At 62.3% G+C, this 18,188-nt stretch carries 17 protein-coding genes; 10 read left to right on the top strand and 7 right to left on the bottom strand.

The genetic code is table 11. The features are described from left to right. Positions 1-17: 17 nt before the first annotated feature. Positions 18-1,055: a DUF1176 domain-containing protein gene (locus tag RBH77_RS14270; RefSeq protein WP_311028261.1), complete on the bottom strand. Its 1,038-nt coding sequence runs from the start codon at positions 1,053-1,055 to the stop codon at positions 18-20. A gap of 139 nt (positions 1,056-1,194) precedes the next feature. On the opposite strand from RBH77_RS14270, the gene RBH77_RS14275 reads away from it, so the two are divergent. The 8 genes from RBH77_RS14275 (at position 1,195) to gmk (ending at position 8,198) form a co-directional block, all read left to right on the top strand. After that, positions 1,195-1,701 carry a DUF1993 domain-containing protein gene (locus tag RBH77_RS14275; protein ID WP_311028262.1) on the top strand — a complete coding sequence of 169 codons (507 nt, stop codon included), beginning with the start codon at positions 1,195-1,197 and terminating at the stop codon, positions 1,699-1,701. Positions 1,702-1,807: 106 nt separating this feature from the next. After that, the gene (gene fabD / locus RBH77_RS14280) at positions 1,808-2,749 is read left to right on the top strand and encodes an ACP S-malonyltransferase (protein WP_311028263.1); all 942 of its coding nucleotides are present in this window, start codon (positions 1,808-1,810) and stop codon (positions 2,747-2,749) included. 52 nt (positions 2,750-2,801) lie between these two features. Further along, entirely contained in the window at positions 2,802-3,539 is a 738-nt protein-coding gene (gene fabG, locus RBH77_RS14285; protein ID WP_311028264.1) for a 3-oxoacyl-[acyl-carrier-protein] reductase, read from the top strand. A 164-nt stretch (positions 3,540-3,703) separates the two neighbouring features. After that, positions 3,704-3,940, top strand: coding sequence for an acyl carrier protein (locus tag RBH77_RS14290; protein WP_311028265.1), 237 nt, complete (start codon positions 3,704-3,706; stop codon positions 3,938-3,940). A gap of 58 nt (positions 3,941-3,998) precedes the next feature. Then, complete coding sequence (fabF, locus tag RBH77_RS14295; RefSeq protein WP_311028266.1) at positions 3,999-5,261, top strand: beta-ketoacyl-ACP synthase II; 1,263 nt, start codon at positions 3,999-4,001, stop codon at positions 5,259-5,261. Positions 5,262-5,370: 109 nt separating this feature from the next. Beyond that, positions 5,371-6,552 carry an endolytic transglycosylase MltG gene (mltG, locus tag RBH77_RS14300; protein ID WP_311028268.1) on the top strand — a complete coding sequence of 394 codons (1,182 nt, stop codon included), beginning with the start codon at positions 5,371-5,373 and terminating at the stop codon, positions 6,550-6,552. Positions 6,553-6,656: 104 nt separating this feature from the next. Then, positions 6,657-7,544, top strand: coding sequence for a YicC/YloC family endoribonuclease (locus RBH77_RS14305; protein ID WP_311028269.1), 888 nt, complete (start codon positions 6,657-6,659; stop codon positions 7,542-7,544). A gap of 3 nt (positions 7,545-7,547) precedes the next feature. Then, entirely contained in the window at positions 7,548-8,198 is a 651-nt protein-coding gene (gene gmk / locus RBH77_RS14310) for a guanylate kinase (protein WP_311028270.1), read from the top strand. Here gmk and rsmA read toward each other — a convergent pair. From rsmA to RBH77_RS14340, 6 genes are all read right to left on the bottom strand, one after another. Continuing rightward, the gene (rsmA, locus tag RBH77_RS14315; protein ID WP_311028271.1) at positions 8,195-9,037 is read right to left on the bottom strand and encodes a 16S rRNA (adenine(1518)-N(6)/adenine(1519)-N(6))-dimethyltransferase RsmA; all 843 of its coding nucleotides are present in this window, start codon (positions 9,035-9,037) and stop codon (positions 8,195-8,197) included. The genes gmk and rsmA overlap by 4 nt on opposite strands. Then, the gene (gene pdxA / locus RBH77_RS14320; protein ID WP_311028272.1) at positions 9,034-10,050 is read right to left on the bottom strand and encodes a 4-hydroxythreonine-4-phosphate dehydrogenase PdxA; all 1,017 of its coding nucleotides are present in this window, start codon (positions 10,048-10,050) and stop codon (positions 9,034-9,036) included. Before pdxA ends, rsmA begins: the two co-directional genes overlap by 4 nt. 73 nt (positions 10,051-10,123) lie before the next feature. After that, positions 10,124-11,053 carry a SurA N-terminal domain-containing protein gene (locus tag RBH77_RS14325; RefSeq protein WP_311028273.1) on the bottom strand — a complete coding sequence of 310 codons (930 nt, stop codon included), beginning with the start codon at positions 11,051-11,053 and terminating at the stop codon, positions 10,124-10,126. A 79-nt stretch (positions 11,054-11,132) separates the two neighbouring features. After that, entirely contained in the window at positions 11,133-13,529 is a 2,397-nt protein-coding gene (locus RBH77_RS14330; RefSeq protein WP_311028274.1) for an LPS-assembly protein LptD, read from the bottom strand. Next, positions 13,529-14,617 carry an LPS export ABC transporter permease LptG gene (gene lptG / locus RBH77_RS14335; protein WP_311028275.1) on the bottom strand — a complete coding sequence of 363 codons (1,089 nt, stop codon included), beginning with the start codon at positions 14,615-14,617 and terminating at the stop codon, positions 13,529-13,531. Before lptG ends, RBH77_RS14330 begins: the two co-directional genes overlap by 1 nt. After that, positions 14,614-15,828 carry an LptF/LptG family permease gene (locus tag RBH77_RS14340; RefSeq protein ID WP_311028276.1) on the bottom strand — a complete coding sequence of 405 codons (1,215 nt, stop codon included), beginning with the start codon at positions 15,826-15,828 and terminating at the stop codon, positions 14,614-14,616. The genes lptG and RBH77_RS14340 overlap by 4 nt, the downstream gene beginning before the upstream one ends. A 391-nt stretch (positions 15,829-16,219) precedes the next feature. On the opposite strand from RBH77_RS14340, the gene RBH77_RS14345 reads away from it, so the two are divergent. Together RBH77_RS14345 and RBH77_RS14350 are read left to right on the top strand one after the other, a co-directional pair. Beyond that, positions 16,220-17,725 carry a leucyl aminopeptidase gene (locus RBH77_RS14345; protein WP_311028277.1) on the top strand — a complete coding sequence of 502 codons (1,506 nt, stop codon included), beginning with the start codon at positions 16,220-16,222 and terminating at the stop codon, positions 17,723-17,725. An 8-nt stretch (positions 17,726-17,733) separates the two neighbouring features. Next, positions 17,734-18,183, top strand: coding sequence for a DNA polymerase III subunit chi (locus tag RBH77_RS14350; protein ID WP_311028278.1), 450 nt, complete (start codon positions 17,734-17,736; stop codon positions 18,181-18,183). Positions 18,184-18,188 lie beyond the last annotated feature (5 nt).

The following is an 18,188-nucleotide window of genomic DNA, read 5'->3' on the forward strand; positions in this document are numbered from 1 at the left end:
GGCTGGAAGCCTTCGACTTACGGCCCCGTCTGATAGTCGATCACCGGCTTCGGATCGACTTCGCCGTCGAAGGAGGCATCGACGTCGTATTTGACAAGCGTGAAGGTGCCGTTACGGAACATCCAAGCGCCGCTCGAGGCGGCGTCGCCGGCGCCGCGCCATTTGTTCGTCGACGAGATCGTCTGTGTTTCGGGATCATAGGACGAATTCATGAGCTGGTCTTCGGCTGTGTAGCCGATGATCTGCACGCTTTCGACCTTGCCGTTCGAATCATCGTTCTCGTAGCGGACAGCGAGTTCCGGGGCGGCGAACTGGAGATTGCGCAGTTCACCTTCATCGTTGACGAAATAGTAGACATCCGACTGGTTGTAGGCGGCGCTTGAGCAGGCGAACTGGAAGAGCCTTGCCTTGCGCGGCGTCGCACCTTCCTTGTCGGAGGCGAGCGCGAAGGAGATTTCCCATGATTGCGGCTCGGTGGCGTCCGGCCCCATCGCGGAAGTGTCGCAGATGCCGACGTAATCCGTCGTAAAAAGGCTCTTCGCCTTGTCGAGCATGGCATCCTTCGCTGGCGGCGGGGGACCGTCGCCGCATTCCTTCGGCAAAGCCTCTTCGAGGTTGCCCTTGGCAGGCTTCAGACTGCCCTTCTCGATGTGGAGAGGGTCGTATTTGTCCGCCTGTATCTGCGGATCGGCGAGCCTCAGCGTATAGCAGCCGGCATAGACCTTGGAATTCCCCTTGCTATCGACAGCCTCGATAGCGACGGGCAAATTGTAGTAGGTACTGCCTGCAGCGCCATCGCTGCCGGCAGCGCCCGTAAGCACCTTTACCTCGGCCGTATCGGCAAAGCCCTTGGCGTAAGCGTCTACATCCTTCGCCGGCGGCTTGGAGAAATAGCTGTAGGCGCGGGCATATTCGTGCCGGCTGATAGCGTTGTAGAGCGATGCCACGAGCGCTTCGGGCGTCGAGCGGTTATCGAGATAGGCTTGCTCGGCCCGCGCGGCGGCGGGCAGCAGCGCACCGGCAAGAACAAGCGTGAACAGTCGGATGCGGGCCATGCGAATCCTCCACGGTCCAGCCGATTCTCACCGTCGAATGCGGCGCGGGCAGGGCATCGCTTCCTTGTGCTTGTCTTGGGTCGGGGCCGGAGTATTGTCCCGGCGAGGCCGTTCGGCCCGCTCAATCAAGGATCCACCGATGACCATCTCCATGTATTCGGCCTCCGTGCCGGTGTTCTCCTCCATGCTCAAGAATCTCTCGCATGTGCTTGCCAAGGGCGAAGCCAATGCCGCGCAGCGCAAGATCGAGCCGGCCGTATTCCTCAATGATCGCCTCGCGCCCGACATGCTCACGCTCACGGCCCAGGTGCAGATCGCGACCGACCATGCCAAGGGCGCCTGCGCCCGGCTTTCCGGCCGCGATCCGCTCAAGCTCGAAGACAAGGAGACGAGCTTCACCGAGCTGCAGGCGCGGATCGGGAAGGTGCAGGACTATCTGAAGACATTTTCACCGGCCGACATCGACGGCTCGGAGGAGAAGGAGATCGCGCTCAAGCTTGGCGGGGGTGAGATGAAATTTCCCGGGATGCAATACCTGCTTCATTTCGCGACGCCGAACTTCTACTTCCACGTCACGACAGCCTACGCCATTTTGCGTCACAACGGCGTGCCGCTTGGCAAGACTGATTTCTTCGGTCGAGGATGAAGGCGCGGAGAGTGAAGGCCGGAGGATGAGGGGTCAGACACCCTTGACTTGGCGGCGGTTCCTGCGTCACACGCTCGACCGATATCAGCAGCCTGGAGCGGCGAAGATGGCCATAGCGTTTACTTTTCCGGGGCAGGGGAGCCAGACGGTCGGCATGGGCAAGGAACTGGCCGATGCCTTTCCCGAAGCGCGGGTCGTGTTCGAAGAGGTCGATGACGCGCTCGGCCAGAAGCTTTCCACGATCATGTGGGAGGGGCCGGAAGATGTCCTGACGCTCACCTCCAACCAGCAGCCGGCATTAATGGCGGTATCGGTTGCCGCGATCCGGGCAATGGAGGCGCGCGGTTTGTCGCTTGCCGACAAAGTCGCTTATGTGGCGGGCCATTCGCTCGGCGAGTATTCGGCGCTCTGCGCCGCCGGCGCCTTCACGCTTTCCGATACGGCGCGGTTGCTTCGCATTCGCGGCGACGCCATGCAGGAAGCCGTGCCCGCCGGCGAAGGAGCCATGGCCGCGATCCTCGGGCTCGACCAGGATGCGGTTGAGGCGGCATGCCGCGAGGCGTCCGCCAGATCGGCCTGCCAGATCGCCAACGACAATGGCGGCGGCCAGATCGTTATTTCCGGGACGAAGGCCGGCGTGGAAGATGCCGCCCGCCTCTGCACTGAGCGCGGCGCCAAGCGGGCCGTCATGCTGCCTGTCTCGGCGCCCTTCCATTCGGCGCTGATGGCGCCGGCGGCGGAGCGTATGCGAGCGGCTCTGGCCGAGGCTGCGATCAAGACGCCTGTCGTGCCGGTGGTAAGCAATGTCGCGGTCGCGCCGCTGACAGATCCAAAGGAGATCGCCGCCCGGCTGGTCGAACAGGTGACCGGGCGGGTGCGCTGGCGCGAAACGGTGGAATGGTTCGGCGCAAACGGTGTCGACACGCTCTACGAGATCGGCTCCGGCAAGGTGCTTTCCGGCCTTGCGCGCCGCATCAACCGGGAGATCGCCACGGTGCCGGTCAATACGCCGGCGGATGTGGAAGCGGCACTTTCGACGCTGGCATGAACTGAACCATCACGGGAATATACCCCCCTAGTATCCTGAAAAGGAACGACCCATGTTCGACCTGACCGGCAAAAAAGCCCTCGTAACCGGCGCTTCCGGCGGCATCGGCGAGGCGATCGCCCGCGCGCTCCATGCTCAGGGCGCGACCGTCGGACTGCACGGCACGCGCGTCGAGAAGCTGGAAGCGTTTGCCGGCGAACTCGGCGGGCGATCGCATGTCTTTGCCGCGAACCTCTCCGACCGCGATGCGGTGAAGGCGCTCGGCCAGAAGGCGGAGGAGGAACTCGGCGGCGTCGACATTTTGGTCAACAATGCCGGCATCACCCGCGACGGGCTTTTCGTCCGCATGTCGGACGAGGATTGGGACGCGGTCATCGAGGTGAACCTGAACGCGATGGCGCGGCTCACCCGCGAACTCACCCATCCGATGATGCGCCGCCGCTTCGGCCGCATCATCAATATCAGCTCGGTCGTCGGCGTCACCGGCAATCCGGGACAGACGAATTATGTCGCCTCGAAAGCCGGCATGATCGGCTTCTCCAAGGCGCTCGCCAACGAAATTGCCAGCCGCGGGATCACTGTCAACTGCATCGCGCCCGGCTTCATCGAATCGGCCATGACCGACAAGCTGAACGACAAGCAGAAGGAAGCGATCATGGGTGCCATCCCCATGAGGCGAATGGGCAAGGGCGACGAGATTGCCGCCGCCGCCGTATTCCTCGCTTCCACGGAGGCAGCCTACGTCACCGGGCAGACAATCCACGTAAACGGCGGGATGGCGATGATCTGATCGCCTTTTGGCCTTTTACCTGGCCGACCTTCATGCTATCCGCCCAATCGCCAGACGCCGTAGGGGGAAAACGGACGCCCGTCCGCCCCGAAGTCTTTTCGGCTTGATTAGCGGCCAGCCTGCCGCTAACGAAGACACGGAAACATGAATTCGAGGGTTCCCAAATGAGCGATACCGCAGAACGCGTCAAGAAAATCGTCGTCGAGCACCTCGGTGTTGACGCGGACAAGGTTACGGAGCAGGCGAGCTTCATCGATGATTTGGGCGCGGACAGCCTCGATACCGTCGAACTCGTCATGGCGTTCGAGGAAGAGTTCGGCGTCGAGATTCCAGATGATGCCGCCGAGACGATCCTCACCGTCGGCGACGCGGTCAAGTATATCGACAAGGCTTCATCCTGATTTCCCTGCCGCCCGGCAAAGGCGGGCGGTGCCCGATGCCGAACAAGGGAGAATTTAAATGAGGCGCGTCGTCGTTACCGGCATGGGCCTTGTTTCCCCCTTGGGCGTGGGCGTCGAGCATAGCTGGAAGGCTCTGCTCGACGGCAAGAGCGGTGCTCGCCGCATCGACACGTTCGAAGTGGAAGACATGCCTTGCAAGATCGCGAGCATGGTTCCGCGCGGCGATGGGGAGAACGGGACCTATAATCCCGACCGTTTCCTTGAAGCCAAGGACCAGCGCAAGATCGGCGATTTCATCGCCTATGGCATCGCCGCGGCCGATCTGGCGCTGGATGATGCCGGCTGGCACCCGAAGACACCGGACGAACAGAACTACACCGGTGTCACCGTCGGCTCTGGCATTGGCGGCATAGAAGGGATCGCGGAAAACTCGCTGATCCTGCACGAACGCGGGCCGCGCCGTATCAGCCCGTTCTTCATCACCGGCAATATCATCAATCTCGTTTCCGGGCAGATTTCGATACGGCACGGGCTCAAGGGCCCGAATCATGCCGTGGTGACCGCCTGTTCCACCGGCGCGCACGCGATCGGCGACGCCGCCAGGATGATAATGTTCGGCGATGCGGAGGTCATGGTCGCCGGTGGGGCGGAGGCCCCGATCGGCCGCCTCGCGCTTGCGGGCTTCTCGGCATGCAAGGCGCTCTCGACCCGCCACAACGATACGCCCGAACAAGCCTCGCGACCCTACGATCGCGACCGTGACGGCTTTGTCATCGCGGAAGGCGCCGGCGTCCTCGTGCTGGAGGAACTCGAACACGCCAAGGCGCGCGGAGCCCGTATCCACGCGGAAATCGTCGGCTACGGGATGAGCGGCGACGCGTACCATATCACGGCGCCGGCCGAGGACGGCGACGGCGCCTATCGTTGCATGGCGGCGGCACTCAGGAATGCCCGCCTCACGCCGGCCGATATCGACTACATCAACGCCCACGGCACCTCGACCATGGCCGATACGATCGAACTCGGCGCGGTGGAGCGGCTGGTCGGCAATGCCGCGTCGAAAATCTCCATGTCTTCGACGAAGTCGTCCATCGGCCACATGCTGGGCGCGGCCGGCGCGGCGGAGGCCATATTCTCGATCCTGGCGATTCGGGACGGGATCGCACCGGCCACGATCAATCTCGACAATCCGGCGGTGGAATCGGCGATCGACCTCGTGCCGAAAACGCCACGGAAACGGCCGATCGACATCGCCTTGTCGAACTCCTTCGGGTTCGGCGGCACCAATGCGTCGCTTGTCTTCCGTCGCTACGACGCTTGAGTTCCGGTGCGCCCGGGGGGCGTGTCGCGAAATTTGCCATATTCAAAGCTACTGTCCGCGTAGCAGCCAACCGTGAATGACACGCAGCGACCCTGGATAAGCACTGCGAATGACCGATTACAGCGGCGATGAGGATCGTTCCGGCAAGGGCGGGGCCGGAGAGCCTGCTCCCATGCCGAAATCCGCCTACGAAACACTCGCACCAGCCTCGGGCGCGCGCGCGGCGAGGCGTTCACGACAGTCGCGCAACCAGTTTGTCGTTTTTCTGAATTTTCTCGTCTCCGGCGTTGTCCTTCTGACGATCGCAACCGGGTTCGGCATCTATATCGGCAAACAGATCTTCGACGGAAAAGGGCCTTCCACTCAGGACGCGGTCTTCATGGTCAAGCCGAAGACCGGGGCCAACGCCATCGCCGGCGATCTGGAAGAACGCGGCCTCGTCAGCGACGCGCAGATCTTCCGGATCGGCATCCAGGTCTACGGCAACCAGGGCAAGCTCAAGGCGGGGGAATACGCCATTCCCGCCGGTGCCTCCATGCATCGGATCATGGATATACTGAGGAGCGGCAAATCGATCCTGCATTCGCTGACGATCCCTGAGGGGTTGACGGTGGCGCAGGCGTTCGACCGGATATCCAAGGACGACGTTCTGGTCGGAGAAATGCCGGCCCAGGTGCCGCCGGAAGGCAGCCTGGCTGCGGACACGCAGCAATTTACCCGTGGCGCAACCCGGCAGGAAATCATCGACAGGATGACAGTCGAACAGAAGAAGCTGGTTCGGTCTATCTGGGAGAAGCGTGCGCCGGACCTGCCGCTCAAGGACATCAACGAGTTCGTGACGCTGGCTTCGATCGTCGAGAAGGAAACCGGAGTGCCGGAGGAGCGGCCGCGCGTGGCGGCGGTCTTTATCAACCGGCTCAAGCACCATATGCGCCTGCAGTCCGACCCAACGATCATCTACGGGCTGTTCGGGGGTGAGGGCCGGCCGGCAGGGCGCCCGATCTTCCAGTCGGACATGGAAAAGCCGACACCCTACAATACCTACCTCATCGACGGGTTGCCGCCGACACCGATCGCCAATCCGGGCCGCGCGGCGCTCGAGGCCGTCGCCCACCCGGCGGATACGGTTGATCTCTATTTCGTCGCTGATGGAACGGGGGGGCATGCGTTCGCCTCGACGCTGGCCGAGCACAACCGCAACGTTGCCCGCTGGCGCAAGATCGAGAAGGAACGGAAGGAAGCGGAAGGCGCCGGCGCCGCACCGCAAACCGGCACCGCTCCGCCCGATTGATCCCATCTTGCAAGCGACAATTCGCATCTGAGCCGCTATGAGACGATGCGAATAGCCGAGGTAGCCGGACCGGTTCGGCCTGCGAAGGCGAGGGGTGGATTTTGATGGCATTGCAGAGCATGACGGGGTTTGCCCGCGCGACGGGCGCCCATCCGGGCAATGCCTTCGCCTGGGAACTCAAATCCGTCAACGGCAAGGGGCTCGAGGCACGATTGCGCCTGCCTCCTGGGCTCGAACGGATCGAACAGCCGGCGAAGCAGGCTTTCCAGAAGCGGTTTTCGCGGGGCCAGTTCTATGCCGCCCTGAATTTGACCAGGCAGGGCGCGGAGGCCGCCCCGATCGTCAACGAAACGCTGCTGAACGAGGTCGCCGCTCTGGCGAAGCGGCTGGAGAAAGAGTTCGGCCTCGCGCCGGCGCACGCCGACGGATTGCTTGCGCTGCGCGGCGTGCTGGAGTTTGCCGATCCGCTTGCTACCGAGGAAGAGGCGGCTGCGTTCGACACGGCCATCATGGCGGCGTTGGATGAGGCGCTGGCGGGGCTCGAAAAGGCCCGCCTCGAAGAGGGCGCGGCGCTCGGTCGGCTGCTGCTCGGCCATGTGGACGAAATCGAGGCACTGACGCTGAAGGCGCAGGCCGATCCGTCGCGCGAGCCGCAGACGATCCGCACGAAACTTGCCGAGCAGGTTCGACTGGTCATGGACGCCATGCCCACCCTGGACGAAAGCCGGCTCAACATGGAGGCGGCATTCCTCGCGACGAAGGCCGATATCCGCGAGGAGATCGACCGGCTGAAGACACATGTGGCATCGGCGCGGTCGTTGCTCGGCACCGGTGGGCCGGTCGGGCGCAAGCTCGATTTTCTTTCACAGGAATTCATCCGCGAATCGAATACGTTGTGCTCCAAATCGAACGCGGCAGCGATAACCGCGATAGGCCTTGAATTGAAAGCGGTAGTGGACCGCTTTCGCGAACAGGTCCAAAATCTGGAGTAGCGCATGGTAGAAGATGCGTCCGCCATCCGTCGCCGCGGGCTGATGCTGGTGCTTTCCTCCCCGTCAGGGGCAGGAAAATCGACGATCGCGCGCAATTTGCTCGAAAGCGATCCGTCGCTGGAGCTTTCCGTCAGTGTCACGACGCGCCCCCGGCGGGCCAGCGAGATCGATGGGGTCCATTACCATTTCGTCTCGCGGCGCGAATTCGAGCGGCTGCGTGATTCCGATGCCCTGCTCGAATGGGCGGAGGTGCACGGCAATTTTTACGGCACTCCGCGTGAGCCGGCCGAATCGGCCATGGCGGCCGGCCGCGACATGCTGTTCGATATCGACTGGCAGGGTGCCGTGCAGCTCAACGAGAAAATGCGGGCGGACATCGTCTCGGTGTTCATCCTGCCACCCTCGATGCACGAATTGAAATCGCGGTTGAAACGCCGTGCCGAGGATTCGGATGCAACGATCGAGACGCGGCTGAAGAATGCCCGCATCGAGATCGAGCACTGGCGCGAATATGACTATGTGGTGATCAATGAGGATTTGGATCGCGCCTTCGCCGCCGTTCGCGCGATCGCGATCGCCGAACGGCTCCGCCGCGACCGCCGCCCCGGCCTTTTCGATTTCGTCTCCGGCCTGCTGGCGGAGCAGCCAGTCTAAATCTTCATTTCGCCTGTCGTCCCGTTGGCCAGCGATACGAACTCCGCGATCGAAAGCGTCTCCGGCCGCCGTGTGCCGTCGATACCGGCGGCGGCGAGCAGGACATCTCCGCCGAGTGCCTTCAGGCTCTGTCTCAGCATCTTGCGGCGCTGGCCGAAGGCGGCGCGCGTTGTTCGTTCGAGCGCGGAAAGATCGGTCTTCAGCGGCGCCTCGCGGGGGATAAGCTGCACCACCGAGGAAGTGACCTTCGGCGGTGGCGTGAAGGCCTGGTGGGGCACGTCGAAAAGGATATTCGCCTCCGTCCGCCAGCCGGCAAGCACGCCGAGCCGGCCGTAGGCGCCGGTGCCGGGTTTCGCCACGATGCGCTCGGCCACCTCGCGCTGGAACATCAGCGTCATTGAGGCATAAAAAGGCGGCCATTCCGCCGTCGTCAGCCAGCGGATCAGGAGTTCGGTCCCGATATTATAGGGCAGGTTGGCGACGATCCGGACCGACTTGTCTCCTGCAAGCGTGGCAAGGTCGATTCGAAGCGCGTCCGCGGCGACAACCTCCAGCCGGCCGGGATAGCGGGCGGATATCTCCTCCAGCGCCGGGAGACAGCGCTCGTCGCGCTCGATAGCGATGACCTTCGCCGCGCCGTTGAAAAGCAGCGCGCGCGTCAAGCCGCCGGGACCTGGCCCGACCTCGATAACAGTGGAGGCAGCAAGGTCTCCGGCCGCCCGCGCGATCTTTCCGGTAAGGTTCAGGTCGAGCAGGAAATTCTGGCCGAGCGCCTTTTTCGCGGCGAGGCCGTGGCGCTGGATGACGTCACGAAGCGGCGGCAGGCCGTCCTGGCTCATCGCGCGCCCGCGCGGCTTTCATGATCGGCGAGCGTACGCGCGAGTTTCAGCGCGGCGATCAGACTGTCGGGACGGGCGACGCCTTTGCCGGCGATCTCGAAGGCCGTGCCGTGGTCGGGCGAGGTACGGATGAAGGGCAGCCCGAGCGTCACGTTGACCGCCTGGTCGAAGGCAAGTGCCTTAGCGGGGATGAGCGCCTGGTCGTGATACATGCAAAGGGCCGCATCGTACCGGGCGCGGGCGGCGGGATGGAACATGGTGTCGGCGGGGAGGGGACCGAAGGCGTCGATCCCTTCGCCGCGCAGCACTTCGATCGCGGGGCCGACGACGAGATCTTCTTCCTGGCCGATCGTACCGCCTTCGCCGGCATGCGGATTAAGGCCAGAAACCGCCAGTCGCGGGTTTGCGATGCCGAAGCGGCGCGCGAGGTCGTGCGCCGTGATGCGGCCCGTCTCCACGATCATGTCCTCGGTGAGGGCGCCCGGCACTTCTACGAGCGGGACATGGATGGTTACGGGAACCGTGCGCAGATCCGGGCCGGCCAGCATCATGATGGGCGTAATTCTGCGGCCGGTGGCTCGTGCTGCGAGATGCGCCAGGAATTCCGTGTGGCCCGGAAAACCGAACCCCGCCTCGTAGAGGCTCTTCTTGGCAATCGGGCATGTAACGACGGCATCGGCGCGGCCTTGAAAGACGTCAGCCACCCCACGTTCGATGGCTTCGATGATACCGGGCGCATTGCCCGGATCGGCCGCGCCGGCTTCGTCACGGAAGGTGTTTTCAAGCCGAACCACGGGCAGTGCGTCGGCGAAGGCGTGTTCCGCGCCCCGGGGATCGGTTTCCACGATCGGAACCGCATGCCCTGCCTGCCGCACGCGGGCGGCCATGAGATTCGGATCGCCGAGCAGGTAGAAAGCCGGAATACGTTCGCGTTCGCGCCTTCGCCACGCTTCGGCGGCGATTTCGGGGCCGATGCCGTTGGGGTCGCCGGAGGTCAGCGCAAGGACAGGCATATCGTAATCCGACGGAAAGCGGGCTCAGCCGGCGCGGACCGCAACCGGCAAAACCATCTATCAGAAGGCTCGGCTACCGTTCAATGATGACGGCCTTGTCTCGGAGTTCCTTCGTATACTTCTTGCTGAGTTCCTCGACCTTCTTGTCCTGCCCTTCGCCGGTCTGGAAGGCCAGCTCGGCTACCCGGTCGTCCGAGACCTGCCGTTCGGAGCAGATGGCGATGAATTCCACGCCGCGGTCGGTCACCCTTACCTGAGTCGCTTCGCCCGACTTGGTCTTCTTGATCGGGTCGGCCCAGTCCGGCGGCAGTTCCGGCGCCAGCACGCGGCCGAGATCGCGCACCGTCACATCGATCAGGCCCTTGGTGATATTGCGTGTCTTGTCGCATCCGGCAAAGCGCGCCCTAAGCGCCTGCGCTTCACGCTTACGCTTGCCGAGGATCGCGCCCCGCTCCCGCTTCGGTACCACGAAGATCACCTGTTGCAGGGTGTATTCCGTGGCTGACGGCTTCTCCCCGCCCTTCTTGAGCATCGCTTCCACAGCGGAGCGGGCGGAGTTGCCGCCTTCGGCGCGCGAGCGGGCGCCCAGCGCCTGACCCCACCCCATCTGCACACGGATGAACTGCTTGAAGTGGTCCGCAGTGACGCCCATCCTTGCCAGCACCTGCGTGAGCTGAGCGGGCGACATCTTGTTTTTCTTGGCGAAATTCGCGAACGCCTGGTCCACCGCCTGGTCGGTGATGTTGACATGCAGGCGGCGCATTTCGATGTCGCGCAGCGTCTGGTCAATCATGTCCTGTTTGGCGTCGGCCGGCGACTTATGCTGAAGTTTCAGGAATGCGGCGCGGCGCTGGATATCGTAGTTCGTGATCGGGATGTTGTTGACGATCACCTTGACTTCACTGGCGTACGCAGCCTGCGGGATGAAGAGTGGCGCTGAAACCGCAGAAACGGAGAAAACCGCCAGGCCCGCTGCCACGAGGGTGTTCCTGAAGATGTTCATCGCTAGCTTCCTGGTTCGATGGCGGTTCGGCTCAAAACAACCGGTTCTCTACGGCGAAAGGATGACACAGCGTAAATGGCTAGTTCTGCTGTGGGAACATCTTCCCCGTGTTACTGCCGAAATCGCCGATAGTCCGGAACGAGATGTTGAAGGAAACGTTCGTGCGCCTCTCGTTCGACAGAACATTATACGATTGCCCGACGCCTAGATTGAAACCGAAACAATCGTCCAGATAGCCGACGCCGAACGCATCGGCTGTTATGGCGTCGTACTGCATGTCGTAGGTTGTCGTTCCAAAAACGCGCCAGTATTGGGCAAAGCCGGCCGCAGCGGTCAGGGTGACCTGCTCGCGGTCCTTGTTGAAGCCGTAAAGCGGTTGAGCCTCGATATAGGCATAGCGCGCCGCAAGCGAGAAGGCTGTGCTCGCATAACCCGCCCGGGCCTCCAGGCGCCGGGCGGAAAAACTATCCTTATCGAAACGACCCGCGGTCGCGAAAGACAATCCGTTCGGAGCGCTGACGCCGATGAGCGCCACATAGTCGGACCGGTCAGTTTCCAGACCGGAAAAGGCGCCGGCATTGACCAGGTCCGGTTCGGCGTAAGGATTATCTCCCGCAAGCTGGAAGGATTGTCCGAATATACCGTTGGCGCTCCAGCCATTGTTGAAGCTGCCCGTATAACGGAAGCCCAGATTGGCGCGGGTGCCGCCTTCTATCCGGTCGTAGCCGGAGAATTTGTCTTCGTCGAAGAGGCTGGTAGCGTCGAAGACCATGCTCTGGGCGTCTTCGTTGGGGATGCCGAGCGTATCCGAATACGGCGCGTCGGGACGGACGAAAATCTGCGCCACCGGCTCGATTATGTGCGATGCGCCGGGGGTGGAGAACAGGATCGGCCAGGCGACTTCCAGCCCAGCCGTCGCCATGTAGCGGTAGTAGTCGGAGCGGATATCCGATCCTACCCCGAGGTTGCCAGCCATGCTGTTGATCGATGCACGGCTTAACCCGGAATAGTTGGCGTAAATCGCGTCACCGCGCAGCCCGAGCGACGGCGTGATCACGATGCCCAGATCGGTGATGAACTGGCGCCGCCACTTAACTTCAGCGGTGAAGCGGGTGTCGGAGCCTTCGATGCCCTGGATTGCGAATGGCGTAGACGTTGAATCAAGAGATTCTTGTAGGTTCGACCGGTAAAGCGACTGGACGTTCGCGTTGAAGGTCAGTTCACCGCCCGCCACTGGCTCATTGGGCGTATAGGAATAGTCAAGCGACGGCAGCACCCATGGTTGCTTGTCGTCGAGCCTGTCTGGATTGTTGTTCAGGACATTTTCCTGCACATTGAACTTCATGAAGCGCAGGTCGAAATAGTTCCGGTCGTTCAGGCCGGTGAGATAGACCTGATTGCGACGGTAATAATCATTGAACCCGTTGAGCTCATAGGTCTTGGAAAAATTCTTGTCCGACTGAACGAGAACGTCCCAGCCAAACGTCCAGCGCGGGTTGATCTGGAACTTGCCCTGGGTTCCGACCATACCGCGCCAACGGTTGGGATCGCCAGCGTCGCCGCGGTCGACGGTGCTACGGTCGAAAGCTCCGGGATCCTGCTGACGAATGCCGGCGGCGGTGATGCTGTAGGAACCGTTGTTGAATTTCTGGCGGAATTCCGCCTCGCCGAAAAAGCCCTGGTTGGCGTAGTAGGTCGGGTAGAGCGTGATGTCGTAGGTCGGCGCCAGAGCCACGTAGAAGGGTTGCCTGTAACCGAAGCCAAGATCGTTGTTGAACGAGAATCTCGGCATGAGCAGGCCGGTCTTCCGTTTGACCGTCGGGTCGGGAATCTCGAACTGCGGGAAATAGGCGATCGGCAGACCGAAGAATTCGAAGCGCGAGTGGAGGAAGCGGATCGTCTTGGATTGGCCGTTCCACACGACCGTCTTCGCCTTGATGCGCCAGACCGGCGGCTTGTTCGGCTTGTCCTCGCAGGGCGCGCAAGCGGTATAGACGCCACGATTGAAGATGGTCACCGCGCCGCCGGCGCGCTCGGCGCTATCCGCGCCCATATAGGTCTTTTCCGGTGTTTCGACGCGCAGCGCGTTGACGAAGCCATCGCGGAAATCGTCGGTGACGTCCATTTCGTCGGCGAAGATGTGGTTTTTCTTCTTGTCGACGACCTCGACACTGCCGCTGGCAAGAACCCGGCGGGTCGTCCGATTATAGACTACCCTCTGCGCGACGAGGTGATTGCCGCCATATTCGATCTGGACATTGCCGGCGGCCGTGACGGTATTCTTGTCGCGATCGAAAATAAGATTGTCGGCCTCGAGCAGCATCTGCTCGCCTTGCGGGACCGAAGCGCTCGATCCGAGCATCTGCGCGCGTGTCGTATCCGCCGGGAGGAGAGCAGCGGCGAGAACACAAGCCATCGCTGTCGCGCCAACAAGGCGCGCCAGGCGGGCCGGCCTGCCGTTCACCCCTTTCCCCATCAACCGTCCTCCTTGTGCAGCAGAAAGGTTATCCCGAAAAACATTGCAACCACGACCGGGAACCAGGCTGCTGCCACGGGCGGCACGATTCCCGCGCTTCCGAAGGCTTTGACCAGTACCGAAACGACATAAAGCAGAAACCCAGCAAGGATGCCACCCAGAATCATGGGCGCCGACTGTCCCATTCGCACAAAGCGCATGGAGACGGTAGCCGCAATAAGCGTCATTGCGACCAGTAGCCACGGTAGCGCGACCAGCGAATGATATTGCATCGCAAATCCGCCGGCGTTGAGCCCGAAGGAATGCGCGGCACGAATCTTCCTGCCCAGTTCGTAGAAGGGGATCGTCTCCGGATCCGCAAGGGTCTCTTCAATGAATTCCGGCGTCAATCCGGACTTCACCGTCGTCGATTCCCTGTGGATGACCTCTTTTCCCGGCCGGTACTCGGTGACGCCTTTCAATAGCCAGGCGCCTTTCTCGAGCGCTGCCGTCTTGGCGTCGATGCGTTCGCTGATCGAACCGTCCTTATCCAGCCTCAGGAACGTGGCGTCGCTCAGCAACTGACCCCTCTTGGCCGTCTTGGTCGCACCGATGATCGTGGTGCCTTCGTCCGTCTGCTGCCTGAGCCAGGGGATGATGTCGTCGTTCGAGGATGAGGGATCCACCCCATGCATGACGGCATCGACCAACTCGGCCTGCGAAAGCGCTTTTGCCGCCAGCGGATTGAAGGCCAGCACCGTCAGGACGCCGATCAGGAGGCTTGCCAGGCAAAGCGGGGCCAGAAACTGCCAGGCCGATACGCCGGTCGATCGCGCGATGACGAGTTCGTGCTTGCGGTTGAGCGCCATCAGCGTGCCCATGGCGGAAAACAGCACGATGAACGGGATCGCGGTCTGGATGATCAACGGCACCCTGAGCGCCGAGATCAGCATGGCGAGGCCAAGCGAATAGTTTGGCAGGCTTGAAGTCCGCCGCGAGAATTCGGTGAAGTCCGCCAGGTAGGAAATGATCAGGACGCCGGCAAAAAACTGCACGGTGAAGATCAGATAGCGGCGGAAGAAATACCAGAAGAGCGTGCGCCCGATCATCGTCGCTCTCCTCCGCCCTCGCCGGGGCTGGAGACCAGGCCGACGGATGAGCCAAGTCGCCGGATATGCTCGACAAGGTCGCTGGTCCGGTCGACCCAGGACTGGGCGACCCGCGGCACCTTGTGGAAGGCGACCAGCACGGCGAAGATGACGATCCCCGAAAGCGGCACCAGATAGCAGAGCAAGGCGCTGACCAGGCTCTGTCCGGAATTGCCGACCACCAGGAAACCGACGCTGCGGAATGCGAGCGCGATGAGCACGGAGAGCCCCAGGCTCCACAACCGCTCATCCCTGTTCGAGCGGGCGGCTCCGCCGAAATAGACGGCAATCAGGCCGAAGAGCAGCGGATAAAGCCATTCGGAGAAGCGCCGGTGGATCTCGCCGCGAATCTGGGCGGGGGCGCTCTTCACGATCGGGTCGTTCGGATCGGGCGAGAAGAGATAGGTGGTGCTCCTCTCCTTGGGGTAATAGGTGGTCGTGCGCTGGCTGGCGTCGAAAGTGGCGAAGTCGAGCGCGTAGGAGGCGAAGGTGATCGTCGATATCTGCCCTGTCTCCTGGTTCTTTCGCTGAATTTCGCCCTGCTGCATGACCAGGAAATTGTTGCCGTCGACCGTGCGGATCGCACCGCGTTTGGCATAATAGATGAGCTGCATTTGCGGGTTGCGCAGATCGACGATGAAGATGCCGCCGAAATCGCCGCCGGGCAGTTGTTCGTCGATCTGGATGTAGAGGTTTTTCGAGACGCGCTTGAAAGTGCCCGACTGCACTGCGAAGCTCATGAGATCGGCGCTCGCGGCGCTGACTATTTCGCGCAATTGACGATTCGACCAGGGCTCGACGAAAAGCGAGGAGGCGAGGCTGATGAGCGTCATCGCGACCGCGATCAGCATGACCGGTTTGGCGATGAGCAGGTTCGAGCCGCCCGATGCTTCGATCACCGCCAGTTCGGAATCGCCGTTCATTGCGTTGAGGTTCTGCGATGCGCCGATCAGCAGCGCGAAGGGCATTACCAGCATCGCCATGGCCGGGACGAGAAACAGGGCGAGCTTCAGGAACGTGCCGAGGGACTCCCCCGATTCGGTCAGGATATTGACGCGCAGCAGCACCTGCGTTGTCAGCACGATCGCAGTGGTCGCGCAAAGCGTTGTCAGCGAGAGCGCCAGGACACGCCGGAAGATATAGCGCTCTATCAGCTTCATTATGGTACGCACCAACCCGCCGTTCGGCCCGAACGCAATGGACCGCGCCCATGCGCCGCAACGACGATACGCGACCGCCATACCCGCCCTGAGGCGGCATGGAACGGGAGATTGGCTAAAAATAGGCGAATGAGCACGGTTAAAAATTTCATAACAGTTTCTGTGTCGCAAATTCAGTCTTGTATTTCAATCCGTTGGAGCAATCTCTGCCGATCTCGCCGCAGGGATATCCAGGTGCTTCCAGTGGTGCTTACGACCTTTGCGGTCATGACAGGCAAACATCTCCTTTCGAGCCGGGAAAAACTTCTGCCGGCCAGCGGGAAGACGGCAAAATGCTTGCGTTTGCGCCTGAAACCCCCAAGATCGGCTGTCAAATCTGGAATCATCGCGCGAGTTACAATTCATGTCCCGTAAGATCGAGGTTACGTTCTCCCGCTCGCCAAAGGCCGGTTCTGGAGCAAGTATGGGGCTGGCCGTCCTGCTTGCGACGGAAGACGGGGGCATCGGCGAGGCGGCCGCGTCGGTCGATCCGGCCAACTCGGTCGAGCGCGCGATGCGCGTTGCCGAGTTCAAGGGCAGGGCGATGGCGACGCTGGACATTCTCGCTCCCGCCGAATCCCCAGCCAACCGCATCCTTGTCATCGGCGTCGGCGACCCGCGAACCGTCACGGAGCATGACTGGGCGCGGCTTGGCGGACAGATTTGCGCGAAGTTCGACAAGGCGACGAAGGTGACGATATACCTCTCGCTTCCCGGCGCCGAGATCGGAGGCGCCCAGGCAGCCGAGATGGCGATGGGCATCCTGCTCCGGGCCTATCGCTTCGACCGCCACAAGACCAAATCCGACGACGGCGAGAACGACGCCGATGCGGGGACAGTGAAGGTCACGATTGTCACGCCGGCGGCGGCCGCCGCGAAAAAGGCCTTCGAGGATGCCGAAGCCGTTGTCGGCGGTGTCACCCTGGCGCGGGACCTGGTCAACGAACCGGCGAACGTTCTGGGCCCGCTTGAATTCGCGGCGAAAGCCAAGGAGCTTTCCAAGCTTGGCGTCAAGGTCGAGATCCTCACCGAAAAGGAGATGAAGAAGCTCGGCATGGGTTCTCTGCTCGGCGTCGCGCAGGGTTCTCCGCGCGGGGCGCGGATGGCGATTATGCGATGGGACGGCGGCAAGGCCAGGGAAAAGCCGGTCGCATTCGTCGGCAAGGGCGTCACCTTCGACACCGGCGGCAACTCGATGAAGACAGCATCCGGCATGGAAGACATGAAGGGCGATATGGGGGGCGCCGCGGCGGTGACCGGGCTGATGTACGCACTGGCCACGCGCAAGGCGAAGACTAATGCTGTCGGCATCATCGGCCTGGTCGAGAACGCTGTCGATGGTCACGCGCAACGTCCAGGCGACATCGTCACCTCCATGTCGGGGCAGACGATCGAAGTGCTCAATACCGATGCCGAGGGGCGGCTGGTGCTGGCCGACGCGCTCTGGTACTGCGCCGACCGTTTCCAGCCGAAATTCATGGTCAACCTGGCGACCTTGACTGGCGCCATCATCGTGGCGCTCGGGCAGCATTATGCCGGCCTTTTCTCCAACAACGACGAACTGGCCGACCGGCTTGCCGCCGCCGGTGTCGCGACCGCCGAAAGGGTATGGCGCATGCCGCTCGGCCCGGAATACGACAAGCTGATTGAGTCCAGGAACGCCGACATGAAGAATATCGGCGGCCGCCATGGCGGCGCGATCATCGCCGCGCAATTCCTGCAGCGCTTCGTCAAGGACACGCCCTGGGCGCATCTCGACATTGCCGGCACGGCGCTCGGGGCGCCTGCCAACGAGATCAACCAGTCATGGGCGTCCGGCTTCGGCGTCAGGCTGCTCGACCGCCTGGTGCGCGATAATTACGAAGGATAACCTTCGAAATGGCCGAGGTGCTGTTCTACCATCTGACGGAATCCACCCTGGAGAAGGCGCTGCCGACGCTCCTGGAGAAAAGCATCGGGCGCGGATGGCGGGCCGTCGTGCAGACGGGGAGCGAGGAAAGGCGCGATGCGCTAGATCAGCATCTGTGGCTCTATCGTGACGATTCCTTCCTGCCGCACGGCGCCGACCACGAACCGCATGCCGCCGAACAGCCGGTCATTCTCACCGCCGGCCCGGTCAACCCGAACGGCGCGCTGATAAGATTCCTGGTCGACGGAGCATCACCCCCGCCGCTCGATGGCTACGAGCGGGCGGTCTTCCTGTTCGACGGTAACGACGAAGGACAGATCGAAGCGGCACGCGGCCATTGGAAGGCGCTGAAGGGTGACGGTCACAGCGTCACCTATTGGCAGCAGACGCCGGAAGGCCGCTGGGAGCAGAAGGCGTAGAAAAG

It is taken from the genome of Mesorhizobium koreense, assembly GCF_031656215.1.
GTDB lineage: Bacteria > Pseudomonadota > Alphaproteobacteria > Rhizobiales > Rhizobiaceae > Mesorhizobium_L > Mesorhizobium_L koreense.

Coding starts and splice junctions, on each gene's coding strand:
- RBH77_RS14270 (WP_311028261.1), bottom strand. CDS start 1,055: ATGGCCCGCATCCGACTGTTCACGCTTGTTCTTGCCGGTGCGCTGCTG.
- RBH77_RS14275 (WP_311028262.1), top strand. CDS start 1,195: ATGACCATCTCCATGTATTCGGCCTCCGTGCCGGTGTTCTCCTCCATG.
- fabD (WP_311028263.1), top strand. CDS start 1,808: ATGGCCATAGCGTTTACTTTTCCGGGGCAGGGGAGCCAGACGGTCGGC.
- fabG (WP_311028264.1), top strand. CDS start 2,802: ATGTTCGACCTGACCGGCAAAAAAGCCCTCGTAACCGGCGCTTCCGGC.
- RBH77_RS14290 (WP_311028265.1), top strand. CDS start 3,704: ATGAGCGATACCGCAGAACGCGTCAAGAAAATCGTCGTCGAGCACCTC.
- fabF (WP_311028266.1), top strand. CDS start 3,999: ATGAGGCGCGTCGTCGTTACCGGCATGGGCCTTGTTTCCCCCTTGGGC.
- mltG (WP_311028268.1), top strand. CDS start 5,371: ATGACCGATTACAGCGGCGATGAGGATCGTTCCGGCAAGGGCGGGGCC.
- RBH77_RS14305 (WP_311028269.1), top strand. CDS start 6,657: ATGGCATTGCAGAGCATGACGGGGTTTGCCCGCGCGACGGGCGCCCAT.
- gmk (WP_311028270.1), top strand. CDS start 7,548: ATGGTAGAAGATGCGTCCGCCATCCGTCGCCGCGGGCTGATGCTGGTG.
- rsmA (WP_311028271.1), bottom strand. CDS start 9,037: ATGAGCCAGGACGGCCTGCCGCCGCTTCGTGACGTCATCCAGCGCCAC.
- pdxA (WP_311028272.1), bottom strand. CDS start 10,050: ATGCCTGTCCTTGCGCTGACCTCCGGCGACCCCAACGGCATCGGCCCC.
- RBH77_RS14325 (WP_311028273.1), bottom strand. CDS start 11,053: ATGAACATCTTCAGGAACACCCTCGTGGCAGCGGGCCTGGCGGTTTTC.
- RBH77_RS14330 (WP_311028274.1), bottom strand. CDS start 13,529: ATGGGGAAAGGGGTGAACGGCAGGCCGGCCCGCCTGGCGCGCCTTGTT.
- lptG (WP_311028275.1), bottom strand. CDS start 14,617: ATGATCGGGCGCACGCTCTTCTGGTATTTCTTCCGCCGCTATCTGATC.
- RBH77_RS14345 (WP_311028277.1), top strand. CDS start 16,220: ATGTCCCGTAAGATCGAGGTTACGTTCTCCCGCTCGCCAAAGGCCGGT.
- RBH77_RS14350 (WP_311028278.1), top strand. CDS start 17,734: ATGGCCGAGGTGCTGTTCTACCATCTGACGGAATCCACCCTGGAGAAG.